Consider the following 22,737-nt stretch of genomic DNA (forward strand, 5'->3'; position numbering starts at 1 on the left):
AACACTCATTTAAGTAACTTGGTGGGAAATAATCAAAAAATTCTTAATTATGAGTACAAAAACCGATGAAAAAGTAGGTAAATACATTCAGGATGTAAAAGACAAAACTGGCGAAGAACCCGATGTTGATTTGCTTAGAAAAGTAACCGAATCCTGCGGCCCCAGTATTTTTAGAAGCGACGCGGAAACCGTTTCCAGTTCTTCAGAATCTGAAATGGAAACCGTAAAACGCAACTTCCTAATTAAAAAATTAGGACTTAAAGATGACGAAAAACTGGATGTAGGTTTAAATGCCGTAATGGAAAAATATGGTAAATCTAATAGAAATAAATATCGCGCGGTAGTCTATTATTTACTTACAAAATACTTTAAAAAAGAAAGTGTTTTTAAATAAAATGATGGGTTTAAATATTTTAAAAATCCGTTTTTCGAGGGTGAAAGACGGATTTTCCTGTTTTATAGAAAAGGCGTAAAATATAAAGTATATTTGCACTTCAAAATATAGATTATGCTTAGAATTGGCGAAAATCACACGCTTAATATTGTTAGAGAAACCGAACCCGGACTTTTCTTAACAGATACTGAAGGAAATGAAGTTTTGCTTCCAAATAAATATATCCCCGAAACTTTTGAAATAGGGGATGAAATTGAGGTTTTTATTTACCTGGATCACGAAGAAAGACCGGTTGCAACCACTTTAGAACCCCTGGTAAAACTAGATGAATTTGCATTTCTAAAATGTGTAGAGGTAACCGAATTTGGAGCTTTTCTAGATTGGGGATTGGAGAAACATCTATTTGTTCCGTTTAAAGAGCAGGCTTACCCAATGAAAAAAGGTGGCCGCTATCTTATTTTTTGCTATTTAGACGAAGAAACAGATCGTTTGGTTGCTTCAAGCAAGGTTCATGCTTTTTTAGATAATTCTGAACTTACCATAGAGCCTTTTGAAGAGGTAGATCTTATAATTAGTAATAAAAGTGATTTAGGCTATAATGTAATTATCAATCAGTTGCATTTAGGTTTGATCTATCACGACGATGTTTTTCAGGAAATAAACGTGGGTGATGAAATGCGCGGATTTATCACTAAAACCCGTCCCGATGGGAAAATTGATGTGAGTTTACAAAGGCCCGGTTACCGGAGTATTGAACCAAATGCCGAGCTTATTCTCGATAAATTAAAGAAAAACGAAGGTTATTTGAACCTTACCGATAAATCTTCTCCTGAAGCTATTCACAGTCAGTTAGGCATTAGCAAAAAGAGTTTCAAGCGTGCTGCCGGAAATCTTTATAAGCAAAGAAAAATTGATATTAAAGACGACGGAATTTATCTGAAAGAAGATTAGTAAAAGTAGCGTCCCCGGGGCGAATAATATTGGGAACCGTAATACATTCTTCGCTGGGTTTGCCTGTGAAGTGCATTTTGATAAATTCGCTGGTTCTGATAATAAGGATTAGAGTTTAAAGCATCATTATATACCTCGTCATTATCCCTAAGCCTGTAATTGTTTGAAATTTCGAAAGCTTTCTTCTTTTGATTTGTTGTAGGTAACGGCGAACCGATATCTACAGTGCGTTTTTTCATATTACGTTGGCTTTCAAGAATCCCAACCATATCTACGCTAGCGCGTTTTCCATCATCTACATTTATAAATTCGCCGCTTGGAAGATCAAAATCTCCTTTAAAGAATTGCTGTCCAAAACTAAGGTCGCTCCAGGAAGGCTCTATACTGTAATTGCTAATTTCAAAATCGGCAACATCCCAGTATTCCTGGGCAGAAACCGAAGTTATGCAGAATAAAAACAGACTTAGAAATAGAAAGCGAAATTTCATTTTTAGGGCTTTTGTCTTTAATATAGCAAAAACAATGCAAATCTATTTGCAACGCAAATATATTAAGATAAATTGAAAAGCTTATTTTTGAATAAAATAAAGACCTATGAGTGAAATCAACTGGAAAACTGTAAAAGAATACGAAGATATAACTTATAAAAAATCGGGTGGCGTGGCGCGAATAGCCTTTAACCGACCTGATGTTCGCAATGCTTTCAGGCCAAAAACAACCTCAGAACTTTTAGATGCCTTTCATAATGCACACGAAGATACTGAAATTGGCTGCGTTTTACTTTCGGCCGAAGGTCCTTCTACTAAAGATGGAAAATGGGCGTTTTGTAGCGGTGGAGATCAAAAAGCACGTGGGCACCAGGGTTACGTAGGTGAAGACGGTTATCATAGATTGAATATTTTGGAAGTTCAACGTCTAATACGGTTTATGCCAAAGGCTGTAATTTGTGTAGTTCCTGGCTGGGCAGTAGGAGGTGGGCATAGTTTGCACGTAGTTTGCGATTTAACTCTTGCCAGCAAAGAACACGCTATTTTTAAACAAACCGATGCCGATGTAACGAGTTTTGATGCCGGTTATGGTTCAGCTTATTTGGCAAAAATGGTAGGGCAGAAGAAGGCACGGGAAATCTTTTTCCTCGGAAGAAATTATTCGGCACAGGAAGCTTACGAAATGGGGATGGTGAATGCGGTTATTCCGCACGATGAGTTGGAAGATACTGCTTACGAATGGGCGCAGGAAATTATGGCAAAATCACCAACTTCCATTAAAATGTTGAAATTCGCCATGAATATGACCGATGACGGAATGGTGGGCCAGCAGGTTTTTGCAGGAGAAGTTACCAGACTTGCCTATATGACAGATGAAGCTAAAGAAGGTCGTGATGCTTTTCTGGAAAAAAGAAAACCAAATTTTGACAAAAAATGGATCCCGTAGCCAAGGACTTTAGTAACGAACAAATAGATTTAGCTTCCCTGCCCCAATATGAGCAGGTAGCTTTTTCTTCAGTTTCGTCTAAATATCTTATAAAAATGAATATTCAGACGGGCATTTTTATGCTCGTTCTGACTATTGCACTGGGAGTGTTTTGGTTTTTTCAGCTAAATTATGCTCAGTCGGGGATTATTTTTGGCTTTGTATTAGTCGCTTTTATATTTAGATTTTGGAATAATTATAAATTGCTTCAGAGTTTGGGATATGCGATTAGGGAAAAAGACATTATTTATAAAAGAGGGTTTGTTTTTAGTAAAATCACCGTAATTCCATTTAACCGAGTGCAGCACGCATCGATTTCACGAGGAATTTGGGATAAGCTTTTAGGAATTTCCAGCCTTAATATTTTTACTGCAGGTGGAGGCGCAAGCGATATTTCTATTCCCGGTTTAGAACCCGAAATGGCTGTGCAATTAAAAGAAGCTATTGCGGTTAAGATTTCTAATGATGAATCCTGAAGCCTACAGCAATCCCCAGCGCCAATCTATAGCCGGTATTCTTCTTATTTTTATTTCCAGCATTTATAAATTATTTAGATCTTTCTGGGCGGTGGTCGCGTATTTGTTGGTTAGTGGCCCCAGTAGAACGACTTTAATTTATATTGGTCTTGCATTGCTTTTAATTGGGTTCTTAGCCCTTATCTATAGCTACCTGTACTATCGCAAATTTATTTTTTATATAGATTATAAGCGGGAGGAATTTGTATTAGAAAAAGGGATTTTTTCTACCGAAAATACTGCGATTCCTTTTGATAAAATTCAGCAGGTTTATTTTAAACGTTCTATTCTTCAACGAATAATCAAGGTTTACAGCCTGGTAATAGAAACTGCCGGGAGTAATCTTAAAGAAGTTGAAATAAAAGCTGTTTCTGAAGAGGATGCCAATAAAATTTCAAAAATCTTATTAAAAGCGAAAGCTGAAAAAACCGAGGAGACTTCATTAGAAGAAGAATCTGAAAAAACAGAGGAAAATAAAGAGGTTTTTTGGACTCATAAAGTAGGATTTCTCACGCTCCTTAAAATTGGGATTAGTACTAATTATTTACGCGGGCTTTCGTTAGTGTTTGCCTTTGTAATGACTATTTATAATAGGGTAAATACCTATTTTAAAGATCAGGTAGAAGATGTAGAGGTTTATTTTGATCAGTTTTCCGGGGTTTTACAATCTATCGGTTTTTTAGCGATCCTTTTTGTGTTGCTTTTACTTTTAAGTATTAGTATTACGATTATTGAAGTTTTTATCAAATATTATGGTTTGACTATTCAGCAGAATAGGGATAAAATGGAGGTGGAGATGGGGTTGAAAACCAATACCAAGGTTTCCCTGCAACCGAGACGGCTTCAGTTAATGCGAATTAAAACAAACCCGGTCCAGGAGCGTTTAAATCTTTATGAGGCCCAAATTTCTTTATCAAGTAGTGAAAATGAACTACAGAAGAATAAAATAAAGATTCCGGGTCTTGGAAAAGAAATTGTAGAAAAAATAAAATATTTTTTATATCCAGAATCTTCTAAATCTAGTTTCAGCACAACCTTTAGACCAGATAAATTATTATTATTCAGAAAAATTTCCCTGGCAATGTTACCGGTAGTTCTTTTTCTTGCCTTCTGGTATTTTTTAGACTTTATAAACCTAAAATTAGGTGCTGTTTTAGCAATAGCGGGAGTATATACTATCGCAGCTTTAACTTTACAAATACTCGCTTTTAGAGCCCGTAAACTTATAATCACCGAAGAATTTCTACAGAAGAAAACCGGCTTTTGGAACAAAACCGAAGAAACCCTGGAATTATTTAGGATTCAATCTATAAGTGTAAAGCAGCCTATTTGGTACCGCAGAAAGAACCTGGTAAATGTAGTTTTTCATACCGCAGGTGGTGATCTTAAGTTTTATGCGGTGAATACTGGTATAATTCAATACGTAAATTATGTATTATATAAGGCAGAGGTTAGTTCGAAAAACTGGATGTGAGAAGGTAAAAAGTGATAAAAATCCTTTTTTTTATAAAACTTTACGCAACCTTTAGCACATTTTTGCATCTTTTATGAAGACATTCAATAAATACTGTATGAAAATCTCAAATTTTTTCCTTTTTTTCCTAGTGCTTTTTTCTTGTTCTGAGAATGAAAATAATAATAGTGCAATTACTGGTGAGAGCGGGGTTAGTTATAATGAAAGTAAGAAGGTGTGGAGCGAGCTCAAGAATATTAACGGAAATTCTTATAGTTATACAATTAGTTTTATTTCCTGGAGCGGATTTGGTAACCGAACAATCATATCGGTAAAAGATGGTATTATTAGTAAAAGGGAATATCTTTATTATGAACAGACATATAGCGACGAGGGTGAAATGGTAGAAGTGGAAATTAAATCTTATACAGAAACCGGTGAGGAAATTGGTAGTAATTCTGAAGGTTTTGATCCTTTGCTCATAGATGAATTATATCAAACCTGTCTATCTGATTATTTAAATATTAATAAAGCAGATAATGAGATTTATTTTAATACAGATGAAGCCGGAATAATCTCCAATTGTGGTTTTGTTGAAACAGGCTGTGTAGATGATTGTTTTAGGGGCTTTAGAATCAGTGAATTTAATTGGCTGTAAATTTCCAGAACCCCTACTAACTGAAATATCAGAAAATCAAAAATCCCCAATCTAATTTTAGACTGGGGATTCTCATTTAAACAATTAACAAGATTTATCGTATCGCCGGATATTCCTCGGGGTTTACTTCATTAAAAATCGAATAAACCTTTTCAAAAATATCTTCTGCTGAAGGTTTACTAAAATAATCACCATCAGTCCCGTAAGCCGGGCGGTGTTCCTTAGCGGTTAGGGTTTGCGGTTTACTGTCCAGGTATCTCCAGGCGTTTTGTTCATTTAAAACCTTATCTAAAATAAATGCTGAAGCTCCTCCCGGAACATCCTCGTCTATAACTAGAAGTCGGTTGGTTTTTTCTACACTTTTTACAATGTCGTGATCTAAATCAAAAGGTAGTAGAGACTGTGCATCTATTACTTCTGCATTAATTCCATATTCGCCTAATTCTTCAGCAGTTTGGCAAACTATTCTTAAAGTAGAACCATAAGAAATTAAAGTGATATCACTACCTTCTCTTACCGTTTCAACCTTACCAATTGGTGTTCTAAGATCGGGTAAGTTACTCGGTTTTTTCTCTTTTAAACGGTAACCGTTTAAACATTCTACTAATAATGCAGGGGTATCCTGTTCCAGTAAAGTATTATAAAAACCTGCAGCCTTAGTCATATTTCTCGGTACTAAAACATACATACCGCGTACCAGGTTTAAAATTCCACCCATTTGTGAACCACTGTGCCAAATTCCTTCTAAACGGTGACCACGAGTTCTTATAATTAGTGGAGCTTTTTGTTTTCCTTTAGTACGGTATTGTAAGGTTGCCAAATCATCACTCATTCCCTGTAAGGCGTACATCACGTAGTCCAGGTATTGAATTTCGGCAATTGGTCTAAGACCTCTCATTGCCATTCCTATGCCCTGGCCAAGAATAGTGGCTTCGCGAATACCAACATCGGCTACCCGTAGTTTTCCATATTTTTTTTGAAGACCTTCCAGTCCCTGGTTTACATCGCCAATTTCACCCGCATCTTCACCAAAAATTAATGTTTCAGGAATATTACCAAAAATCTGGTCGAAGTTATCTCTTAAAATAATTCTTCCATCAACTTCAGCTGAATCCTCATCATATTCCGGTAAAACTTCAGAAAGAACTCCTTTATTTTCGATATATAAATGACTGTTATAATCATTCGCCATATCTTTCTCAAAATCTGTGAACCAATCCAGTAATTGGGATTTTTCTTCTGAATTTTCTTTTCTAACAGCTCTTAAAGTTTTTCTTGCAACAACTGCAAGATCTTTTTTAAGCGGTTCTTTATTTGAGTTAAGATCTTTTGCCAGTTTAACTACACTCTCTTTTTCTTCGGTATTCTTTGCCAGTTTAGATAGTACCGCGAGTAACTCTTTTTGCTTTTCTTTTGTAGGCTGTAAATAGTTGTTCCAGGCTTTTTTCTTGCCTTCTCTTACTTTGCGCTTAATTTCTTTCTCAATATTTTGCAGCTCTTCATCTGTGCTAATATTGTTTTCAAGAATCCATTCTCTAAACTTTACATTACAGTCGTATTCACGTTCCCAGGAAAGGCGTTGTTCATTTTTGTAACGCTCGTGAGAACCAGAGGTAGAATGCCCTTGCGGCTGTGTAAGTTCTACCACGTGAATAAGTACCGGGCAATGTTCTTTTCTGGCTATTTTTTCGGCTTTTTCGTAGGCTTCAATTAGCGCTACATAATCCCAGCCATTCACTACGATTATTTCGTAGCCTTTTTCATCTTCATTTCTTTGGAAACCTTTTACGATTTCAGATATGTTTTCTTTTGTAGTTTGATGTTTCGCGTGTACCGAAATTCCATATTCGTCGTCCCATACGCTTAAAACCATAGGCACCTGCATAACGCCGGCAGCGTTTAGGGTTTCCCAAAAATGACCTTCACTGGTACTGGCGTTTCCAATAGTACCCCAGGCAATTTCATTTCCATTTTCTGAAAATTTTTCAGATGGAATACCTGCTACGTTTCTATATATTTTAGAAGCCTGTGCGAGTCCCAAAAGTCTTGGCATTTGACCGGCGGTAGGAGAAATATCTGCACTGGAGTTTTTTTGTTCCATCAGGTTTTTCCAGCTACCGTCTTCATTAAGGCTGTGAGTGGTAAAGTGTCCTCCCATTTGTCTTCCGCCAGACATTGGTTCATTCTCCAGGTTAGAATCGGCATACAAACCGGAAAAGAATTGTTCTATGCTAAATTGATTAATGGCCATCATAAAAGTTTGATCACGATAGTAACCAGACCTAAAATCACCATTTTTAAAAGCCTTTGCCATTGCAAGCTGTGGCACTTCTTTTCCATCGCCAAAGATCCCGAATTTAGCCTTTCCGGTAAGCACTTCACGTCTTCCCAGGAGGCTGCATTCCCGGCTGGTAACGGCAATGTTGTAATCTGCCAGCACCTCGGCCTTGAAATCTTCAAATGAAATTGAATCTTTAGTTTTTGTTTCGCTTTGCATGAACGTAATTTATGAATAATAACAAATGTAACGAAAACTTAGATTGTACACAATTCATTAAAATCAAAATATTTTAAGAAAAGTATATTTTAAAGGATTTTTATTGTATTTACTCAAATGAAATATCAGTTTTAATAGTAAATACTGATTAATATGTAATTGAATTGAAGAATGCTAAGAATTACCTAAGCATTTAAATATTTGTTAATACCAGCGACGGGTAAATAACCTAATTAATGTATTTATATCTAAGGAAACAATAAATCTTATTTTCTGATCGTAATTTTCCTGGGCTACTTCCCAGCCTAAATTGGAATAAACAGGAAAGAAAACTTCAAAATAATCGTCTACTAAACTTAAGCGTACCCCAGAGTCGTATAAAAACCGCGCATTTTGGTGCTGATTTTTAACCAAACCTACATCGCCATATATAAAAAACCATTTGTATAGGTTAGTACTGGCATTTAAAGTAGTTAGCCATTGGTTGGCATATTCAGGCTGTAATTGAGATTTGAACCCGCCTTCTGCCACTATAATTTGCTGACTGAATAGACCGGAGCCCTGGCTTCTTCCGTAGTAATTATAATCAAAAAGATAATCTGTAGGGCGATCTAAGGCAAAACTAAAATAATCGGTTTCCATATTATCGCTATACAAAAATGTACCGGTAAATAAGCGAAGATTTATTTGCCGATTATTTCTAAATAGTTTTCGATATTCCAGGCTCATAGAAATTTTACTGAATTTTTCAGCCAGTTGAAAATCAAAAGAAGCACTGTAGTAATCTACTAAATGAGGCTTACTGTACCTGTAATTAATATTAAAAACATTGTAATTGGGTTCGTCTAAAGTTTTATCAGGATCGCTATCCCGCCTTACATTTACATTTCTAATTAGCAGATTTTGACGCTCATTATCCCGTAAATATTTATCTCTAAAAGAAAAACTTAAAAATGGAGTATATTTTTCATAGAAGAGATCGTAGCCATATGAATAGCGCGTGCCTCCAATACCGTAAGAAATTTTGTAGAGTTCCTTATTTTCAAACTGGTGGGTATTGCTAAAAGAGGCCGATCCAACTATGGTTTCACTATTAAAACCATATTTAGGTGAAATATTAAAATTGAAGGTTTTAGAAAGTACTGTTTTATTATACAATTTGGGCCCAATAGAAATACCATCGTAGAGGTTATAATTAAATTCTGGCATAAAAAACAACTGGTTATACCGGGGGTCTTCTATATCCTGAAGTAATCTAAACTGAAGCGGTTTATTAAAGAGTTTAGTCACCGCTTTATAATTATCCCGTTGATTGAATTCCGGAATATTTTGTTCGTAATTTAATGCGAGCCTGTCTACACCCTGCCTTGGGATTTCAACTGTTTTGGTTTTATCTATATTATCTACCCATTTTTTAAAGATTACTTCTCCATCTTTTAAACCATATAAAGAAATAGGAAAATTGGTATTTCTTTTATTTTTAATGGTTACCCGCAGCGAATCTTTTGTTTCATTTAGTCTTTGAATGGTAAAATCTATTTTTTTATTGGAGTCTACATAATCCTGGAAAAACCACGAAATATCTTTTGTTGCATGGCTTTTTAAGCTCTCCTCAAAATCTTTTGCAGTACTGGGACGCATATTATTTTCCTGGTAGAAATCTTTAACAGCTTCTTTTATTTTATCATTTTCCAGGTAATCTTCAAGATATTTTAAGCCCACTCCTGCTTTATAGGCATTAGCAATATTTTTATTGAATTTAACCAGGGAATCCTGCGCGGTTCTAAGCGGTTGGTCTAAATTCATTCTTGCCATATTCATATAAAGAAACTGGTACTGGTCGTTAAATTCCAAGTCTGCTGCGTGAAACCATCGTATACCAATAATATTACTTAGGTTTCCTAAAAGTTTCATATTAGGATAATACTCATTTACATAATCTATCATTAAAGAAACCAGGATGGCATCATGAACCCATTGTTCTTTCCGCGGATTAATGTGCACCGAATTTTTTAGCAAATAATTAGTAATGGTTTTAAACTGCTTAATATCGTATTGAAAACCATCTGGAAAAGGACGAATAAAGCCAGGTAATTGGTTTAAACCATAAATAGGACTTATTAAATAATCGTCCCGTGTTACAAAAATGTTTTGATGAGGATATTCCCCAAGTCTTTTGTTATAGTATTTTAAAATACGATCTAATAAAATTCTTTTTATTTCAGGCTGAAGTTCATCATCATCTACATTTGTAAATATTTCGTGATCTTCGGTTCTAATAGACTCAAAAATGAAAGAGTTGGTTAGGTATAATTTAGTGTCTAATTGATCTTTCCCTGAAAGTTTTACGGTTTTTGAGCCATTACTCGTACTAACACCTTCAAAATCCAGCGCCGAGCCTACATAGTATTTAGGTGGAGTGGTAAGGGTAATTTCAACATCATGCATTGCATTATATTGATCGCCTAAATCTTTATGGCTGTAAACTTCCCAATTTCCGTTTTTGTAAACGCCAGGAGTAATATACCAATACCGGAGTTTATAATTATTATTTGAATCTACCCCGTAACGAGTAAATTTATCTATAGGAATCTTTACCTGGTAATCTAAATTAATGGTGATACTATTACCGGGTAGTAAAGGTTTATAAAGTTTAACTCTAATAAGGTCCTGGGCCAGGTATGGGCGTTCCCAAATTAAGGCTTCATCTTCGGTATTGCTGAGTTTATTAATATAGGTAGTACCTCGCTCTTCATTTTTAGCAAACCTGAAGCGTCTCGCAAATTCTTCGGCAAAACGTTTTGCAAGGGGAGTGTCTTTTGCACTAAAGGCATTTGCCCAATCGTTAAGATAAATTTGGGTAAGAGTATCGTTACTGGAGTTAGTATACACCAATTCCTGCTCTATGGTAAAAGTATGTGTACTATCGTTTAAGTGAGCTTGTAAAGAGATGGAGTTTTGTGCAAAACCCCATCCAATTCCCACAAAAAAAAATAAATAAAACAGATAAAATCTCAATGGGAATATATTTAACGTAACACAGAATTCGAGCTAAATATAATCAAAGTTTTTTTCCCTTCTTAAGATTTGATTAAAAGTTAGGGCTAAGATTATATTCCCCGTAGAATTCGTTTAGAATTTCAATAACTTCATCTTCGGTATCTACAACCTGAACAAGATCCATATCTGGAGCGCTAATGTTTTGAAAGGTATCTAAAAGTGTTTTTTGAACCCAGTCTACAAGACCTCCCCAAAAATCCCTTCCTACTAAAATAATAGGGAATTTATCTATTTTATGGGTTTGAATAAGGGTGATGGCTTCAAAAAGTTCGTCTAAAGTTCCAAAACCGCCCGGCATAACTACAAATCCCTGTGAATATTTTACAAACATTACTTTTCTAACAAAAAAGTAATCAAAATCCAGGCTTTTATCATTATCAATATATGGGTTGTCGTGTTGCTCGAAAGGTAAATCTATATTTAATCCTACAGAAGTTCCGCCTCCAAGATGAGCACCTTTATTACCGGCTTCCATAATTCCCGGGCCACCACCGGTAATTACGCCGTAGCCGTTTTCAACGATTTTTTTTGATATTTTTTCAGCTAGTTTATAATACTTTTGATCTGGTTTGGTTCTGGCTGAACCAAAAATTGAAACACAGGGACCAATTTGACTTAGCTTTTCGTAGCCATTTACAAATTCGCCCATTATTTTAAATATGGCCCATGAATCGTTTGTTTTAATTTCGTTCCAGGCTTTATTTTTAAGATTTTTATTCATATTATAATTAATATAGTTAGTGTAATTCTTTTTTAAGGAAACCGGCAGTATAACTCTTTTTTGATTTGGCCACTTCTTCTGGGGTGCCTTTAGCGATAACTTTTCCGCCATTTTTTCCGCCTTCGGGACCAATATCAATTATATAATCGGCCATTTTTATTACATCCATATTATGTTCTATAATAAGTACGGTGTTTCCTTTATTTGTTAATTCGTTTAAAACATCCATTAATACCCGAATATCTTCGAAGTGCAAACCGGTGGTTGGCTCGTCTAAAATATAAAAAGTATTTCCCGTATCACGTTTTGAAAGTTCTGTAGCAAGTTTAATTCGCTGGGCCTCCCCTCCAGATAGCGTGGTACTTTGTTGGCCAAGCGTGATATACCCTAAACCAACATCTTTTATGGTTTTTAATTTTCTATATATTTTGGGAATTGGTTCGAAGAAAGTGGTTGCATCATTGATGGTCATTTCTAAAACATCAGCAATCGACTTTCCCTTGTACCTAATTTCCAGAGTTTCTCGATTGAAGCGTTTTCCCTGGCAGGTTTCACATTCTACGTAAACGTCCGGAAGGAAATTCATTTCAATAACACGTAATCCACCACCTCTACAAGTTTCGCATCTGCCACCTTTTACGTTAAAGCTAAATCTTCCGGGTTTATAACCACGAATTAGCGACTCGGGGGTTTTTGCAAAAAGACTCCTAATTTCTGAAAATACGCCAGTATACGTAGCTGGGTTAGATCTTGGAGTTCTACCAATTGGTGTCTGGTTAATATCAATTACTTTATCGGCATTATCAAGACCTTTAATGCTTTTATATGGTTTTGGTTCTTTTACGCCATTAAAATAATGGGCATTCATAATAGGATAAAGCGTCTCGTTGATAAGCGTAGATTTTCCACTTCCCGAAACTCCCGTAACCGCAATCATTTGCCCTAAAGGAATTTTAATAGAAACATTTTTAAGGTTGTTTCCGGTTGCTCCTTTTAGTTCTATATGCTTTCCATTTCCCTTTCTTCTTTCTTTAGGAACTGAAATTTCTTTGGTTCCGTTTAGATAGGAAGCAGTAAGCGTATCGTGTTTTAATAATTCTGAAGGCGGGCCTTCACTTATAATTTCACCACCGTGTTTTCCGGCTCTGGGCCCAATATCAATCACATAATCGGCGCGTTCTATCATATCTTTATCGTGTTCTACCACAATCACAGAATTGCCAATATCCCTTAGAGAAATAAGTGAATTAATAAGTTTTTCGTTATCACGCTGATGTAAACCAATACTAGGTTCATCTAAAATATAAAGAACACCTACTAATTGGGAACCAATTTGTGTAGCCAGTCTAATTCTTTGTGCTTCTCCGCCAGAAAGCGATTTAGAACCGCGGTTAAGGGAAAGATAGGTAAGCCCAACGTCTACCAGAAAACCAATTCTCGTTCTAATTTCTTTAATAACTTCAGCAGCAATTTTGTTTTGTTTTTCGCTTAGCTTTTTCTCTAACCCAACAAACCATTTAGCCAAATCTTCAATATCCATTAAAGAAAGTTCGGCTATATTTTTATCGTTAATTCTAAAATAAAGCGATTCTTTTTTGAGTCGGCTGCCTTCACAAACGGGACATTCAACTTTATCCATATATTCTTTGGCCCAGCGTCTTAAAGAAGTAGAATCGTTATTATTAAAAGTAGTTTCAATAAAAGTTGCTACGCCTTCAAAATTAATCTTAAACTCCCGGTTTACACCAAGGCTTTTAGATTCTTTGGTAAAAGTCTCTTTGCCCCCGTAAAGTATAAACTTCATTGCGGCATCTGGTATTTTAGAAACAGGATCTGTAAGTTTAAAGTCCCAGCGCTCAGCAATTAATTCCAGCTGAGAAAAAACCCAGTTCTTTTTTTGCGGACCGTGAGGAGCCAGTGCTCCATTTTTGATCGACTTAGAATTATCTGGAATAATTTTATCAATATTCACCTGGTATAAAGTGCCAATCCCGTTACAGCTTGGGCAGGCACCTTTAGGCGAATTAAAGGAAAAAGTATTGGGCTCAGGATTAGGATAAGAAATTCCCGTTGTGGGGCACATTAAATTCCTGCTAAAATACCGAACATTTTCAGTTTCCTGGTCTAAAATAATTAGCGTATCACTACCATGATACATCGCGGTTTTTATACTTTCGTCCAGGCGCTTTTGTGCATCGGTCTTATCATCAATTTTTAAGCGATCTATTACAATCTCTATATCGTGGGTTTTGTACCGGTCCAGTTTCATTCCTTTTACCAGGTCCCTAACTTCACCATTTACCCTTGCTTTAAGAAATCCCTGCTTGGCTATTTGCTCAAATAATTCACGGTAATGCCCTTTTCTGGATTTCACCACGGGAGCCAAAACACTTACTTTTTTCCCTTTAAAATCTTTTAAAATAAGATCTTTTATTTGGCTATCGGTATAGCTAACCATTTTCTCCCCGGTCTTATAACTATAAGCTTCACCGGCACGCGCGTAGAGTAAGCGTAGGAAATCGTAAATCTCTGTAATAGTCCCAACCGTACTTCGCGGATTTTTACTGGTGGTTTTTTGTTCTATAGCAATAACAGGGGAGAGACCTTCAATTTTATCTACATCGGGACGCTCCAGACCACCCAAAAATTGGCGGGCATAAGCAGAGAAGGTTTCAATATACCGCCGCTGGCCTTCGGCATAAATCGTATCAAAAGCCAGGGAAGACTTCCCGGATCCCGAAAGACCGGTAATCACAACCAGTTTCTCTCTGGGAATATTAACATCTATATTTTTAAGATTATGGACGCGAGCCCCTAATACCTCTATAAATTCTTCGGTTTTAGCCATATTTTTTATCAAGGGGGCAAAGGTACTTAAAGTGTTGCTAACTAAAAAGAAAGGAAGTTTCTGGGAGTGTTAATTATGGTTTAAAGTTTTTTAAAGAGGAATTAGCAATAAAATTTTAGCGTGGTTAAGGTGGTGAAAAAACAAATTTTTAGAAACATAAAATTTATCGGCTATAATGCTCCTTTTATCCTTTGTTTATTCTGTTGATTGTCAGTATAATATTACTTTATTTTTTTGCATAAAATAAGGATAATCCCCTATATTTGAGATACCAAATCTTCATGAAATTTTTTTTCATCCCCCCAGAAAAGTATTAAACCTACAAGTAGGTAGTTTTTAGCCCCATCAGTTTTGCCCCGTTATTTTTAACCCCCCACGTAAGATTTAAAACATCCAGACCCTTCTATTGTTATGTTTTAAATCTATCAATTTAATTTTTTGTGGACCTACTCCACAGTTTTTACTAACTGGCTAAATAGCCGCAAAATTGATGTATTATGATAACAGAAAAAAAGCAGTTGTTGCTTATTACCAACAAACAAAGTATGGTAGACTGTGTTCAGGAGGGTGTTAGTATGCAATTTGAAGTAGCTCACGCAAACTCTTTGCATACTGGCTTTAACATGGCACTTAATTTATTACCCGATATAATCTTATTAGATTATTCTTCCTTTAGATCGGGTAGGAATTTTAAGAATATCGCCAATTTTAAATCAAATCATTTTCTTACTAAAGCCTGGCTGGTTGTTTATGCCGAAGAACGATATAGGGCCGAAGCTGAAAGTAGATTTAGAAAAGTAGTAGATGAGTTTATATACTCTCCTACTATAGAGGCACTTTGCGGGAAGATTGTAAAACTGGTATATAGCAACCGTTCACTTTCCAATTATTGGAAAGACGCTTTTATGGGAATGTTTAATATTATTTCCCAACCGGTAGTGCTACTGGATCAAAATGAAATTGTAGCGATGAACGATGCTTTTAAGCAAAGTTTTGATGTGAAAGAGAAAAAGGGTTTAAAACTTACCGATTTCGTGAAATGCGAAAATGTACAAAAGGTTAAAGATAGTTTAAGAAATTTTGCCCGCGGTAAACATATAAAGGCAGCCACTAAGACTGCCTTACTATTAAGGAATGATAAGGTGAGAAATGCCCGTATTAATTTTTCTAAGTTAAACAGGAATTTTGGGCATCAATTTGTCATGTTTATTGATCTTATGGAAGAAAGCGAAGTGATTAATGACCGAATAGGCACTGCTTCTGAAGAAGTAGAAAATTGCTTCAAACAAAATAGCCAGCTCACCGATTTTAAATTCACTAATAGAGAGAAGGAAATTATTGAATTACTTATTAAAGGCTATAAAACCAAAGATATATCTGAAGCGTTGTTTATCTCCCCAAAAACAATAGAAAAACATCGTTCTAATATTATAAAGAGAACCAACTCTGATACTATCCTGGAGAGCATAATATATGCGATAAATCATAAGCTTATAGATTATCAAAAAGTCTAAAAATTAGACTTTTCGGTAAAATAGGGGAGAAAACCCCTATAGCATGATAGGAAAGAATTAGACTACATTTATCATATGAATTACTAGTCACCCCACTTCACTAGTATTTACCTCAGCCTATTTTTTTTGAGCCCCCCAACAAGTAGTATTGATATATCAAGATGCTCTTTACAGAGTCATATTTATATATATTGTTTTAACCATTCTAAATATTTATTAACCAAAACTTTAGTGTTATGAAAAACCTAAAAAATTACCTTTCAAGCGTCGTTATTATCGCGATGTTATTTGCATCTTGTAGTAAAGATGAACCCACAAACAATGTGGGAACCGATGGAGAAATGGCGAGCATTTCCCTGGGAGCAGTTTTAAACGACCTGGATAGACAGGGATTACTAAAACAGTCTATTCCTGAATGTTCCGATGATGCTCCCATGTATGTAAGAGTTATTCTAACCCATGATTTGGGCGAAGAAGACGTAGTTGTTCCTGTAAATTTTGATGGAACTACTTATTTTACAGATTATGATGAAGATCTGGCAATTCCAATCCCTGCCGGAGAAACTACTACTTCTGTTAGTGTAACAGATTTCTGGGTGTACTCCGAAGAACCGGGTGAAAGTACATTGCCAATTTGGGTTACTCCAAAAGAAGATAGTGAGTATGAAAACTTTGTAAACGATCCGCTTCCAATTAATTTTGAACTTAGAGCCGGCTCAAAGAAATATGTTGATGTAGAAGTTTTATGTTTCGATGATAGAGAAGTAAACTTATACGGATATCAATTCTTTGACCTTGTACCAATTCCGCTAATTAAATTCTGTTTATTTGGAAACTTCTGTCCTTCAGAAGATGGTAGACACTACGTAGCCGGTTATACAGTTAATGTATGGATGGGCTCAGAAGCAGTTGGAGATCCAATTTACACTGAATCTAATACTGTAGATGAAGATGATACTACTGGTGACTATTATTCAGATCCATTATGTTTCTGGTTACCTGATACCGCTGAAACTGATACTTACTATTTTGAAATTACATTAGATAATACCGATGAGTATAGTTCAGACGATGCAGGAGAAGTAATTCTTGCTGGTCCTATCACTGATGAAGAAATTAGAATGTTTTATAGTGAAGACGACGATTCAACAATGGATTATTACCACTTTAATTATGGATGTGGTGGCGATAACCCTCCACCATTTGATGACCCAAGAACAGAAGCTAAACGTTACAAAGCCTGTTTAAAGAATTTAGGTGATTCAAATGCTGTAGGATTTGCATACCTGAAGTTACAGGGGAATCAATTAACTGCTACTACAGCAGCTACTGAACTTATTCCAGGAGATGTACCACAACATATCCATGAAAATGCAAGTTGTGATGCTTTTGGTTCGCCAATTTGGGATCTTGATTATACAGGAGATGTATGGCCTGTAGCTGACGGAGCTGGAAACTTATTCTACACCAGGACTTTTACTTTAACTCCTGCTCAGGTAGCAGCTGCTAATCTAGCTAATAGAACAGCTGTGTTACATGAGTCTGATATGACACCACTAGCTTGTGGAGAATTTGAAGAGTACTAAAACTCTTATAAGGTGTCCCAGTTTTTGGGACACCTTTTTAATTCCTTTTAAAACATAGAAACAATGAAGAATTTAAAATTAATGCTGGCCATTTTCGTGGCTACGGGGATGTTATTTTCGTCCTGTAGTAAAGAAGAGACCAATGAGCCCTCTGTAAACGAGGAAATGGGTAGTATCTCTATAGGTGCTATTTTGAATGATCTTGTGAATGATAATCGTCAGGCTATTTCAGATGAAATCCCGGAATGTTCTGATGATACACCAATGTATGCCTGGATAGTACTTACCCACGAATTGGGAACTGAAGATGTAGTTGTACCTATTCTCTTTGATGGTGATACTTATTTCACTGATTACGAAGAAGATCTGGAAATTCCAATTCCGGCTAACGAAACTACAACCGCAGTAAGTCTTACCACTTTTATGGTGTATGCTGAAGAACCAGGAGAAGGTGTTTCACCTATATGGGTAGCACCAACTGACGAAGGTGAATATAAGAACTTTGTGAATGATGCTTTACCTATCAATTTTGATTTAAGAGCAGGATCTAAAAAATATTTGGATGTTGAAGTCTTATGTTTTGACGATAGAGATGTAAATCTATATGGATACCAATTCTTTGATCTTATTCCAATAGAGTTATACGAGTTCTGTGTATTTGCTAACTACTGTACCGATAATGGTAAACATTATACTGCAAATTATAATGTTGATATAGATTATATAAGAGAAGGAGAGGATGATATTAACTTATATACCAATAGATCTCCTGAGACCGGAAATACCGAAGATGATAATTCGGGTGACTGGTATGCTGAACCACTATGTTTAGCAATTCCGGCTCCTATGTATGACGAGTTAGACACTGAGGCATACTTAAGAGTAACCGTTACTTTGGCCAGTTGGGCTGATAATTACGGAACACCTGGTGCTGAAGAGCCTGAAATTATCTATTTAAGCTGGAACGATGTACAATCATATTTTGGTGATAATGACACTATAGATTATGAACATATTTTCTTTAACTGTGGAGATGATCCTATACTTGATTGTCCAATAACTGAAGAGGATACCGATGGTGACTGTGTACCTAATGAAGATGATTTATGTGAAGGCTACGATGATGATGAAGACATGGATGAAGACGGTATTCCAGATGGGTGTGATCAATGTCCAGAAGAAGCCGGTGATCCATTAGATGGTGGTTGTCCTATAGATGATTGTGCTGGAGATGCTGATAGTGATGGATTAAATGATTGTGAAGATGAATGTCCTTACCAGGCAGGTCCAGAGTCTAATAATGGATGTCCTGAAGAAGGTGGGGATACCTGCGAAACCGCTTATATGGAAGGAGATACTGCTCTTAATACCTTAGCAAATGCTAATCGATGGGGTTGGGCAGAACACTACCAAACAGGTATAGATGGAAGTAGTAATACTTTCGATATTTGGGCAGGTGCTGCACAGAATAATACTTCTAAAGGCGAACATATAGCCACAGCGGAGATTTCTGTAAATGGTGATGATATTACTTTGGAAATCACCCTGGAACCCGGAGTGAGCTTAAGTGAGCTTCATATTAATTTAAGTGAAGTTGCACCATCAGGAAATGATGTTTTTGCACCCGGACAGTATAATCTTAATGATGAAGTTGATGCAAATACTCTTACCTATACCTGGACAAGAGACTATAGTAATGACTTCTATATTATTGTTCATGCCGTAGCTTGCTATTAAAATGAAAAGCTAACTACCAGGAGGATATGAAACCTTCTGGTAGTTTATTAACCATTCTAAATATTTAATCCAAAAACTTTAATTATGATACTTCTAAGAAAATATCTGGCCATTGTGGCCGTTTTTTCCCTCTTTTTTACCTCGTGTACAAAAGATGAGGAAGGAACCTTAATCAACGATCCAGGTTCAGAGAGTTTTGCTGAATTAAGTCTGGGGGCAAACCTTAATGACTTTGTAAACCGTGCAGCGGTCAAGCAAAGTATTCCCGACTGTTCATCTGACGCTCCAGCCTATGCGCATATAGAATTAACACATAATGCAGGTACAGACCTGGAAGGTGTTATTAATGTAAATGTTCCTATTTTAAGCGAAGATGGAAGCTTTTTCACTGATTATGACGAAGATTTAAAAATTCCTGTAGCAAATGCTGATGATAAAACAGCTACGGTTTCAGTCACTACCTTCCTGGTATATGATGGTGATCCAGATGATGCAGGATCTACCGTCATTTGGGCTGCACCGGCAACTACCAGTGAATATGGAGCTTTTGTGAATCAGGGTCTTCCATATAACTTTCCAATAAGAGCAGGTTCAAAAAAATATGTGGATATTGAAGTGCTGTGTTTTGATGACCGTGAGGTAAATTTATATGGTTATCAATTCTTTGATCTGGTACCTGAGGTACTTCACGAAGTGTGTATTTTTGCAAACTATTGTGATGATGATGGAAGACACTATACTGCCAATTACAGCCTTGAGGTTATATATATCGGTGGAGACGAAGATAAAACTTTGTATACAAGCATGGATCTACCAGAAGATAGCTATGGGTTTGATGAAGATACCGGTGATTATTATGCTGATCCTTTCTGCTTCGCAGTTCCAGCGCCTATGTTTGATGAAACCAGTACTACAGAATATATAAGAATAATTGCAACTTTATCAAATTGGGAAGGAAATTATCCAACTCCTGCTGAGGAAGAAATTGTTCTTAATCTTACCTGGTCACAAATAATGGAGAGTGTTCGTGAAGATGGTACTATTGATTATTTCCATATCCTATTCTGCGACGATGATGATCCAGGAAACGGGAATGGAGAAGAGTGTGATCCTCAAGATCCTGCTGCTGATTGTGATAACGATACAATACCTAACGGACAGGATAATTGCCCAGCTACTCCCAATACAGATCAAGCCGATCTGGATGAAGATGGAATAGGAGACGTTTGTGACTCAGACATTGATGGAGATGATATCTTAAATGAAAATGAGAATCCTGGGTGTGTAAGAGATCCCGATCCAACATGTGGTGATTCAGTTGCAGAGTGTCCTACTTTACCATCAGCTGGCGACTGTGAAAGAGTTTACGTAGCCGGAACTGATGTAACTGATCTTACCGAGTGGATAGCAATAACAGATTCAGAACCATTACCAATTTTCATAGGTAATAATACAACCGTAGCATTAGGCTTGATTTCTTTTGATGCTGACGGAGATATGTTACTTATAAATACAAATACCAGTTTTTATCTGAAAGATTATAGGTTGGAAATTGTAGATGAATTGGGTGACGCAATTACATGTGTATACGAAGATGATCTAACGGCACCAGAGGATACCAATGAAGCTGATGTGGATGTAGAAGTTGCAGGAGATTTCTCTGGAACTGTCTATGTTCGTTTTTCTGCTAACGTTTGTTCAAGATCTGATACCTAGAATAAAATTACCCAGTAAATTTATAACCGGGGGGTGACTAATTCACTGGGTTTTTGTAATCCTCACTCTTGAAGATTACAAAAGAGGCTGTGCGAAATTTTCGCACAGCTTTTTTGTTAAAAAAATTAACAGAGTGGAAATAAGTCTGTATGTTGGCCAAAAGTTTCTGAGAATTTGCAGTTCAATTTTAATTAAAAACTGGCTGAAATAATAGCAAAAACAGTCCTTTAGGAAGAGGTGAAAAAGTATTTTTATTAAGTTTTATAAATTCCCAAATTGTTTTAAAACTGAAAAATCTTCATCCTTGTAGGAATCTGACTATTAAAATTTTAGAGTTGTAAAAGCCGGTTTTTTTGGAATGACCTTTGTAAATCCAGAATGAAATTTATATTAATTAAATCATAAAAAAAAGTAAACCCTACTTATGAAAAAAAGCAAATTTTTGTTACTACCTGTTCTAGCGATTCTGGCATGTAGTAAAGATCCAATTTCAGAAAATCAAGAAGCAGAAACGCAACTCAAACCAGAAGAAATCTCAGATCAACAATCAGAAATGGCCTTTCCCAACGTTCTGGGTCCCGTTTCCCAAATTTATTATGCCGGTCAAAAAATGCCCGTAGAAGACCATGGTAATGATTATGTTTACCAGGGTGATATTTTGATTCCTAAAGGTCAATCAAGCAAATCCCCACAATCTATTGTTTATAAGAACAAAGAGGCTATTCCGCAGGAAAAGAGTACAGGGCGTACTTCGGGAATGTGGCCAGATAATACCGTTTATTATTCTATAAATTCCAGCCTACCCGATAAAAACAGGGTTCACGATGCAATACGTCACTGGGAGAATAATACCCCGTTAAAGTTTGTTGAAAGGTCAGGACAATCTAACTACATATACTTTACTACCGGCTCCGGCTGTTCTTCTTATGTAGGGATGATTGGCGGTAGACAGAATATAACGCTATCTGATTACTGTAGCACCGGGAATACCATTCACGAAATTGGTCATGCCGTAGGACTTTGGCACGAACAAAGCCGTGTAGATAGGAATAATTATATTACGGTACACCTGGATAATGTGAGAAGCGGTACAGAGCATAATTTTCATACTTACGAAGCCAGTGGTCTTGATGGTGATGAATATACCACAAGCCTGGATTTTGAGTCTATAATGATGTATGGCGCTTATTCTTTTTCTAAGAATGGGGAGCCCACTATAACCAGAACAAATGGTAACACCTACCAGGTGCAACGTTCCGCACTTTCTTCAGGAGATATATCTGGCATTAAAAGTATGTATACAGATGATGGGTCAGAACCCAAATATGTAAATGGAGAATATTATACTCTTAACGGATTAACGGTACTCAGAAATTATGATAGATGGTATTATAATTCTAAATGGGGCTGGAAAGAAGTAGAGATTAAATATGGTTACTGGTTTTTTGTATAATTAAAAGGAAAACAGGTATCTATAAAAACCCGGGGGAAAACCTCCGGGTTTTTTATTTTTAAAATTTTGTGGCCTGCAAACTGTAGATTTAATTTCTACACCCTTTGTGGTTAAATTCCACAATTATTAGAATCAATATAAATCAAATTGGAAGCCTACGA

General features: G+C 36.2%; 16 protein-coding genes. 11 read left to right on the forward strand and 5 right to left on the reverse strand.

The annotated features are described in order from the left end of the window. Positions 1 to 49 precede the first annotated feature (49 nt). Both BM084_RS01300 and BM084_RS01305 read left to right on the forward strand, forming a co-directional pair. Positions 50 to 394, forward strand: a complete 345-nt coding sequence (locus tag BM084_RS01300) for a DUF2853 family protein (protein WP_093302217.1) — start codon at positions 50 to 52, stop codon at positions 392 to 394. A 114-nt stretch (positions 395 to 508) separates the two neighbouring features. Further along, positions 509 to 1,345, forward strand: a complete 837-nt coding sequence (locus BM084_RS01305) for a CvfB family protein (protein ID WP_093302219.1) — start codon at positions 509 to 511, stop codon at positions 1,343 to 1,345. Here the strand turns inward: BM084_RS01305 and BM084_RS01310 are convergent. Further along, positions 1,342 to 1,833 carry a hypothetical protein gene (locus BM084_RS01310; RefSeq protein ID WP_093302222.1) on the reverse strand — a complete coding sequence of 164 codons (492 nt, stop codon included), beginning with the start codon at positions 1,831 to 1,833 and terminating at the stop codon, positions 1,342 to 1,344. The genes BM084_RS01305 and BM084_RS01310 overlap by 4 nt on opposite strands. Before the next feature lie 106 nt (positions 1,834 to 1,939). Between BM084_RS01310 and BM084_RS01315 the strand changes: the two genes are divergently transcribed. The 4 genes from BM084_RS01315 to BM084_RS01330 all read left to right on the forward strand — a co-directional run bounded on the left by BM084_RS01315 (position 1,940) and on the right by BM084_RS01330 (position 5,444). Continuing rightward, entirely contained in the window at positions 1,940 to 2,779 is an 840-nt protein-coding gene (locus tag BM084_RS01315) for a 1,4-dihydroxy-2-naphthoyl-CoA synthase (protein ID WP_093302224.1), read from the forward strand. Further along, the gene (locus BM084_RS01320; RefSeq protein WP_075326473.1) at positions 2,767 to 3,294 is read left to right on the forward strand and encodes a PH domain-containing protein; all 528 of its coding nucleotides are present in this window, start codon (positions 2,767 to 2,769) and stop codon (positions 3,292 to 3,294) included. The genes BM084_RS01315 and BM084_RS01320 overlap by 13 nt, the downstream gene beginning before the upstream one ends. Then, complete coding sequence (locus BM084_RS01325) at positions 3,263 to 4,807, forward strand: PH domain-containing protein (RefSeq protein ID WP_143083606.1); 1,545 nt, start codon at positions 3,263 to 3,265, stop codon at positions 4,805 to 4,807. Before BM084_RS01320 ends, BM084_RS01325 begins: the two co-directional genes overlap by 32 nt. Before the next feature lie 97 nt (positions 4,808 to 4,904). Continuing rightward, entirely contained in the window at positions 4,905 to 5,444 is a 540-nt protein-coding gene (locus tag BM084_RS01330; protein ID WP_075326477.1) for a hypothetical protein, read from the forward strand. A 94-nt stretch (positions 5,445 to 5,538) separates the two neighbouring features. On the opposite strand, the gene BM084_RS01335 is transcribed toward BM084_RS01330, so the two are convergent. From BM084_RS01335 to uvrA, 4 genes are all read right to left on the reverse strand, one after another. Next, positions 5,539 to 7,941: an alpha-ketoacid dehydrogenase subunit alpha/beta gene (locus tag BM084_RS01335; protein WP_093302229.1), complete on the reverse strand. Its 2,403-nt coding sequence runs from the start codon at positions 7,939 to 7,941 to the stop codon at positions 5,539 to 5,541. Between the two features lie 204 nt (positions 7,942 to 8,145). Further along, on the reverse strand, positions 8,146 to 10,959 hold the full coding sequence (locus tag BM084_RS01340; RefSeq protein ID WP_245764317.1) for a gluzincin family metallopeptidase: 2,814 nt from the start codon (positions 10,957 to 10,959) through the stop codon (positions 8,146 to 8,148). Between the two features lie 73 nt (positions 10,960 to 11,032). Continuing rightward, positions 11,033 to 11,722, reverse strand: a complete 690-nt coding sequence (locus BM084_RS01345; RefSeq protein ID WP_075326482.1) for an LOG family protein — start codon at positions 11,720 to 11,722, stop codon at positions 11,033 to 11,035. Between the two features lie 16 nt (positions 11,723 to 11,738). Beyond that, complete coding sequence (gene uvrA / locus BM084_RS01350) at positions 11,739 to 14,570, reverse strand: excinuclease ABC subunit UvrA (protein ID WP_075326483.1); 2,832 nt, start codon at positions 14,568 to 14,570, stop codon at positions 11,739 to 11,741. Positions 14,571 to 15,067: 497 nt separating this feature from the next. On the opposite strand from uvrA, the gene BM084_RS01355 reads away from it, so the two are divergent. From BM084_RS01355 to BM084_RS01375, 5 genes are all read left to right on the forward strand, one after another. Continuing rightward, positions 15,068 to 16,084 (forward strand): helix-turn-helix transcriptional regulator, encoded by a 1,017-nt coding sequence (locus BM084_RS01355; RefSeq protein WP_075326485.1) that lies wholly within the window; start codon positions 15,068 to 15,070, stop codon positions 16,082 to 16,084. Positions 16,085 to 16,320: 236 nt separating this feature from the next. Next, positions 16,321 to 17,670, forward strand: a complete 1,350-nt coding sequence (locus BM084_RS01360) for a hypothetical protein (protein ID WP_143083607.1) — start codon at positions 16,321 to 16,323, stop codon at positions 17,668 to 17,670. A 63-nt stretch (positions 17,671 to 17,733) separates the two neighbouring features. Next, positions 17,734 to 19,407 (forward strand): hypothetical protein, encoded by a 1,674-nt coding sequence (locus tag BM084_RS01365; RefSeq protein ID WP_093302231.1) that lies wholly within the window; start codon positions 17,734 to 17,736, stop codon positions 19,405 to 19,407. A gap of 84 nt (positions 19,408 to 19,491) precedes the next feature. Beyond that, positions 19,492 to 21,123, forward strand: coding sequence for a thrombospondin type 3 repeat-containing protein (locus BM084_RS01370; protein ID WP_093302233.1), 1,632 nt, complete (start codon positions 19,492 to 19,494; stop codon positions 21,121 to 21,123). Positions 21,124 to 21,547: 424 nt separating this feature from the next. Continuing rightward, complete coding sequence (locus BM084_RS01375; protein WP_093302235.1) at positions 21,548 to 22,576, forward strand: M12 family metallopeptidase; 1,029 nt, start codon at positions 21,548 to 21,550, stop codon at positions 22,574 to 22,576. The last annotated feature ends 161 nt before the right edge of the window (positions 22,577 to 22,737 follow it).

It is taken from the genome of Salegentibacter agarivorans (genome assembly GCF_900113135.1).
GTDB classification, from domain to species: Bacteria; Bacteroidota; Bacteroidia; order Flavobacteriales; family Flavobacteriaceae; genus Salegentibacter; species Salegentibacter agarivorans.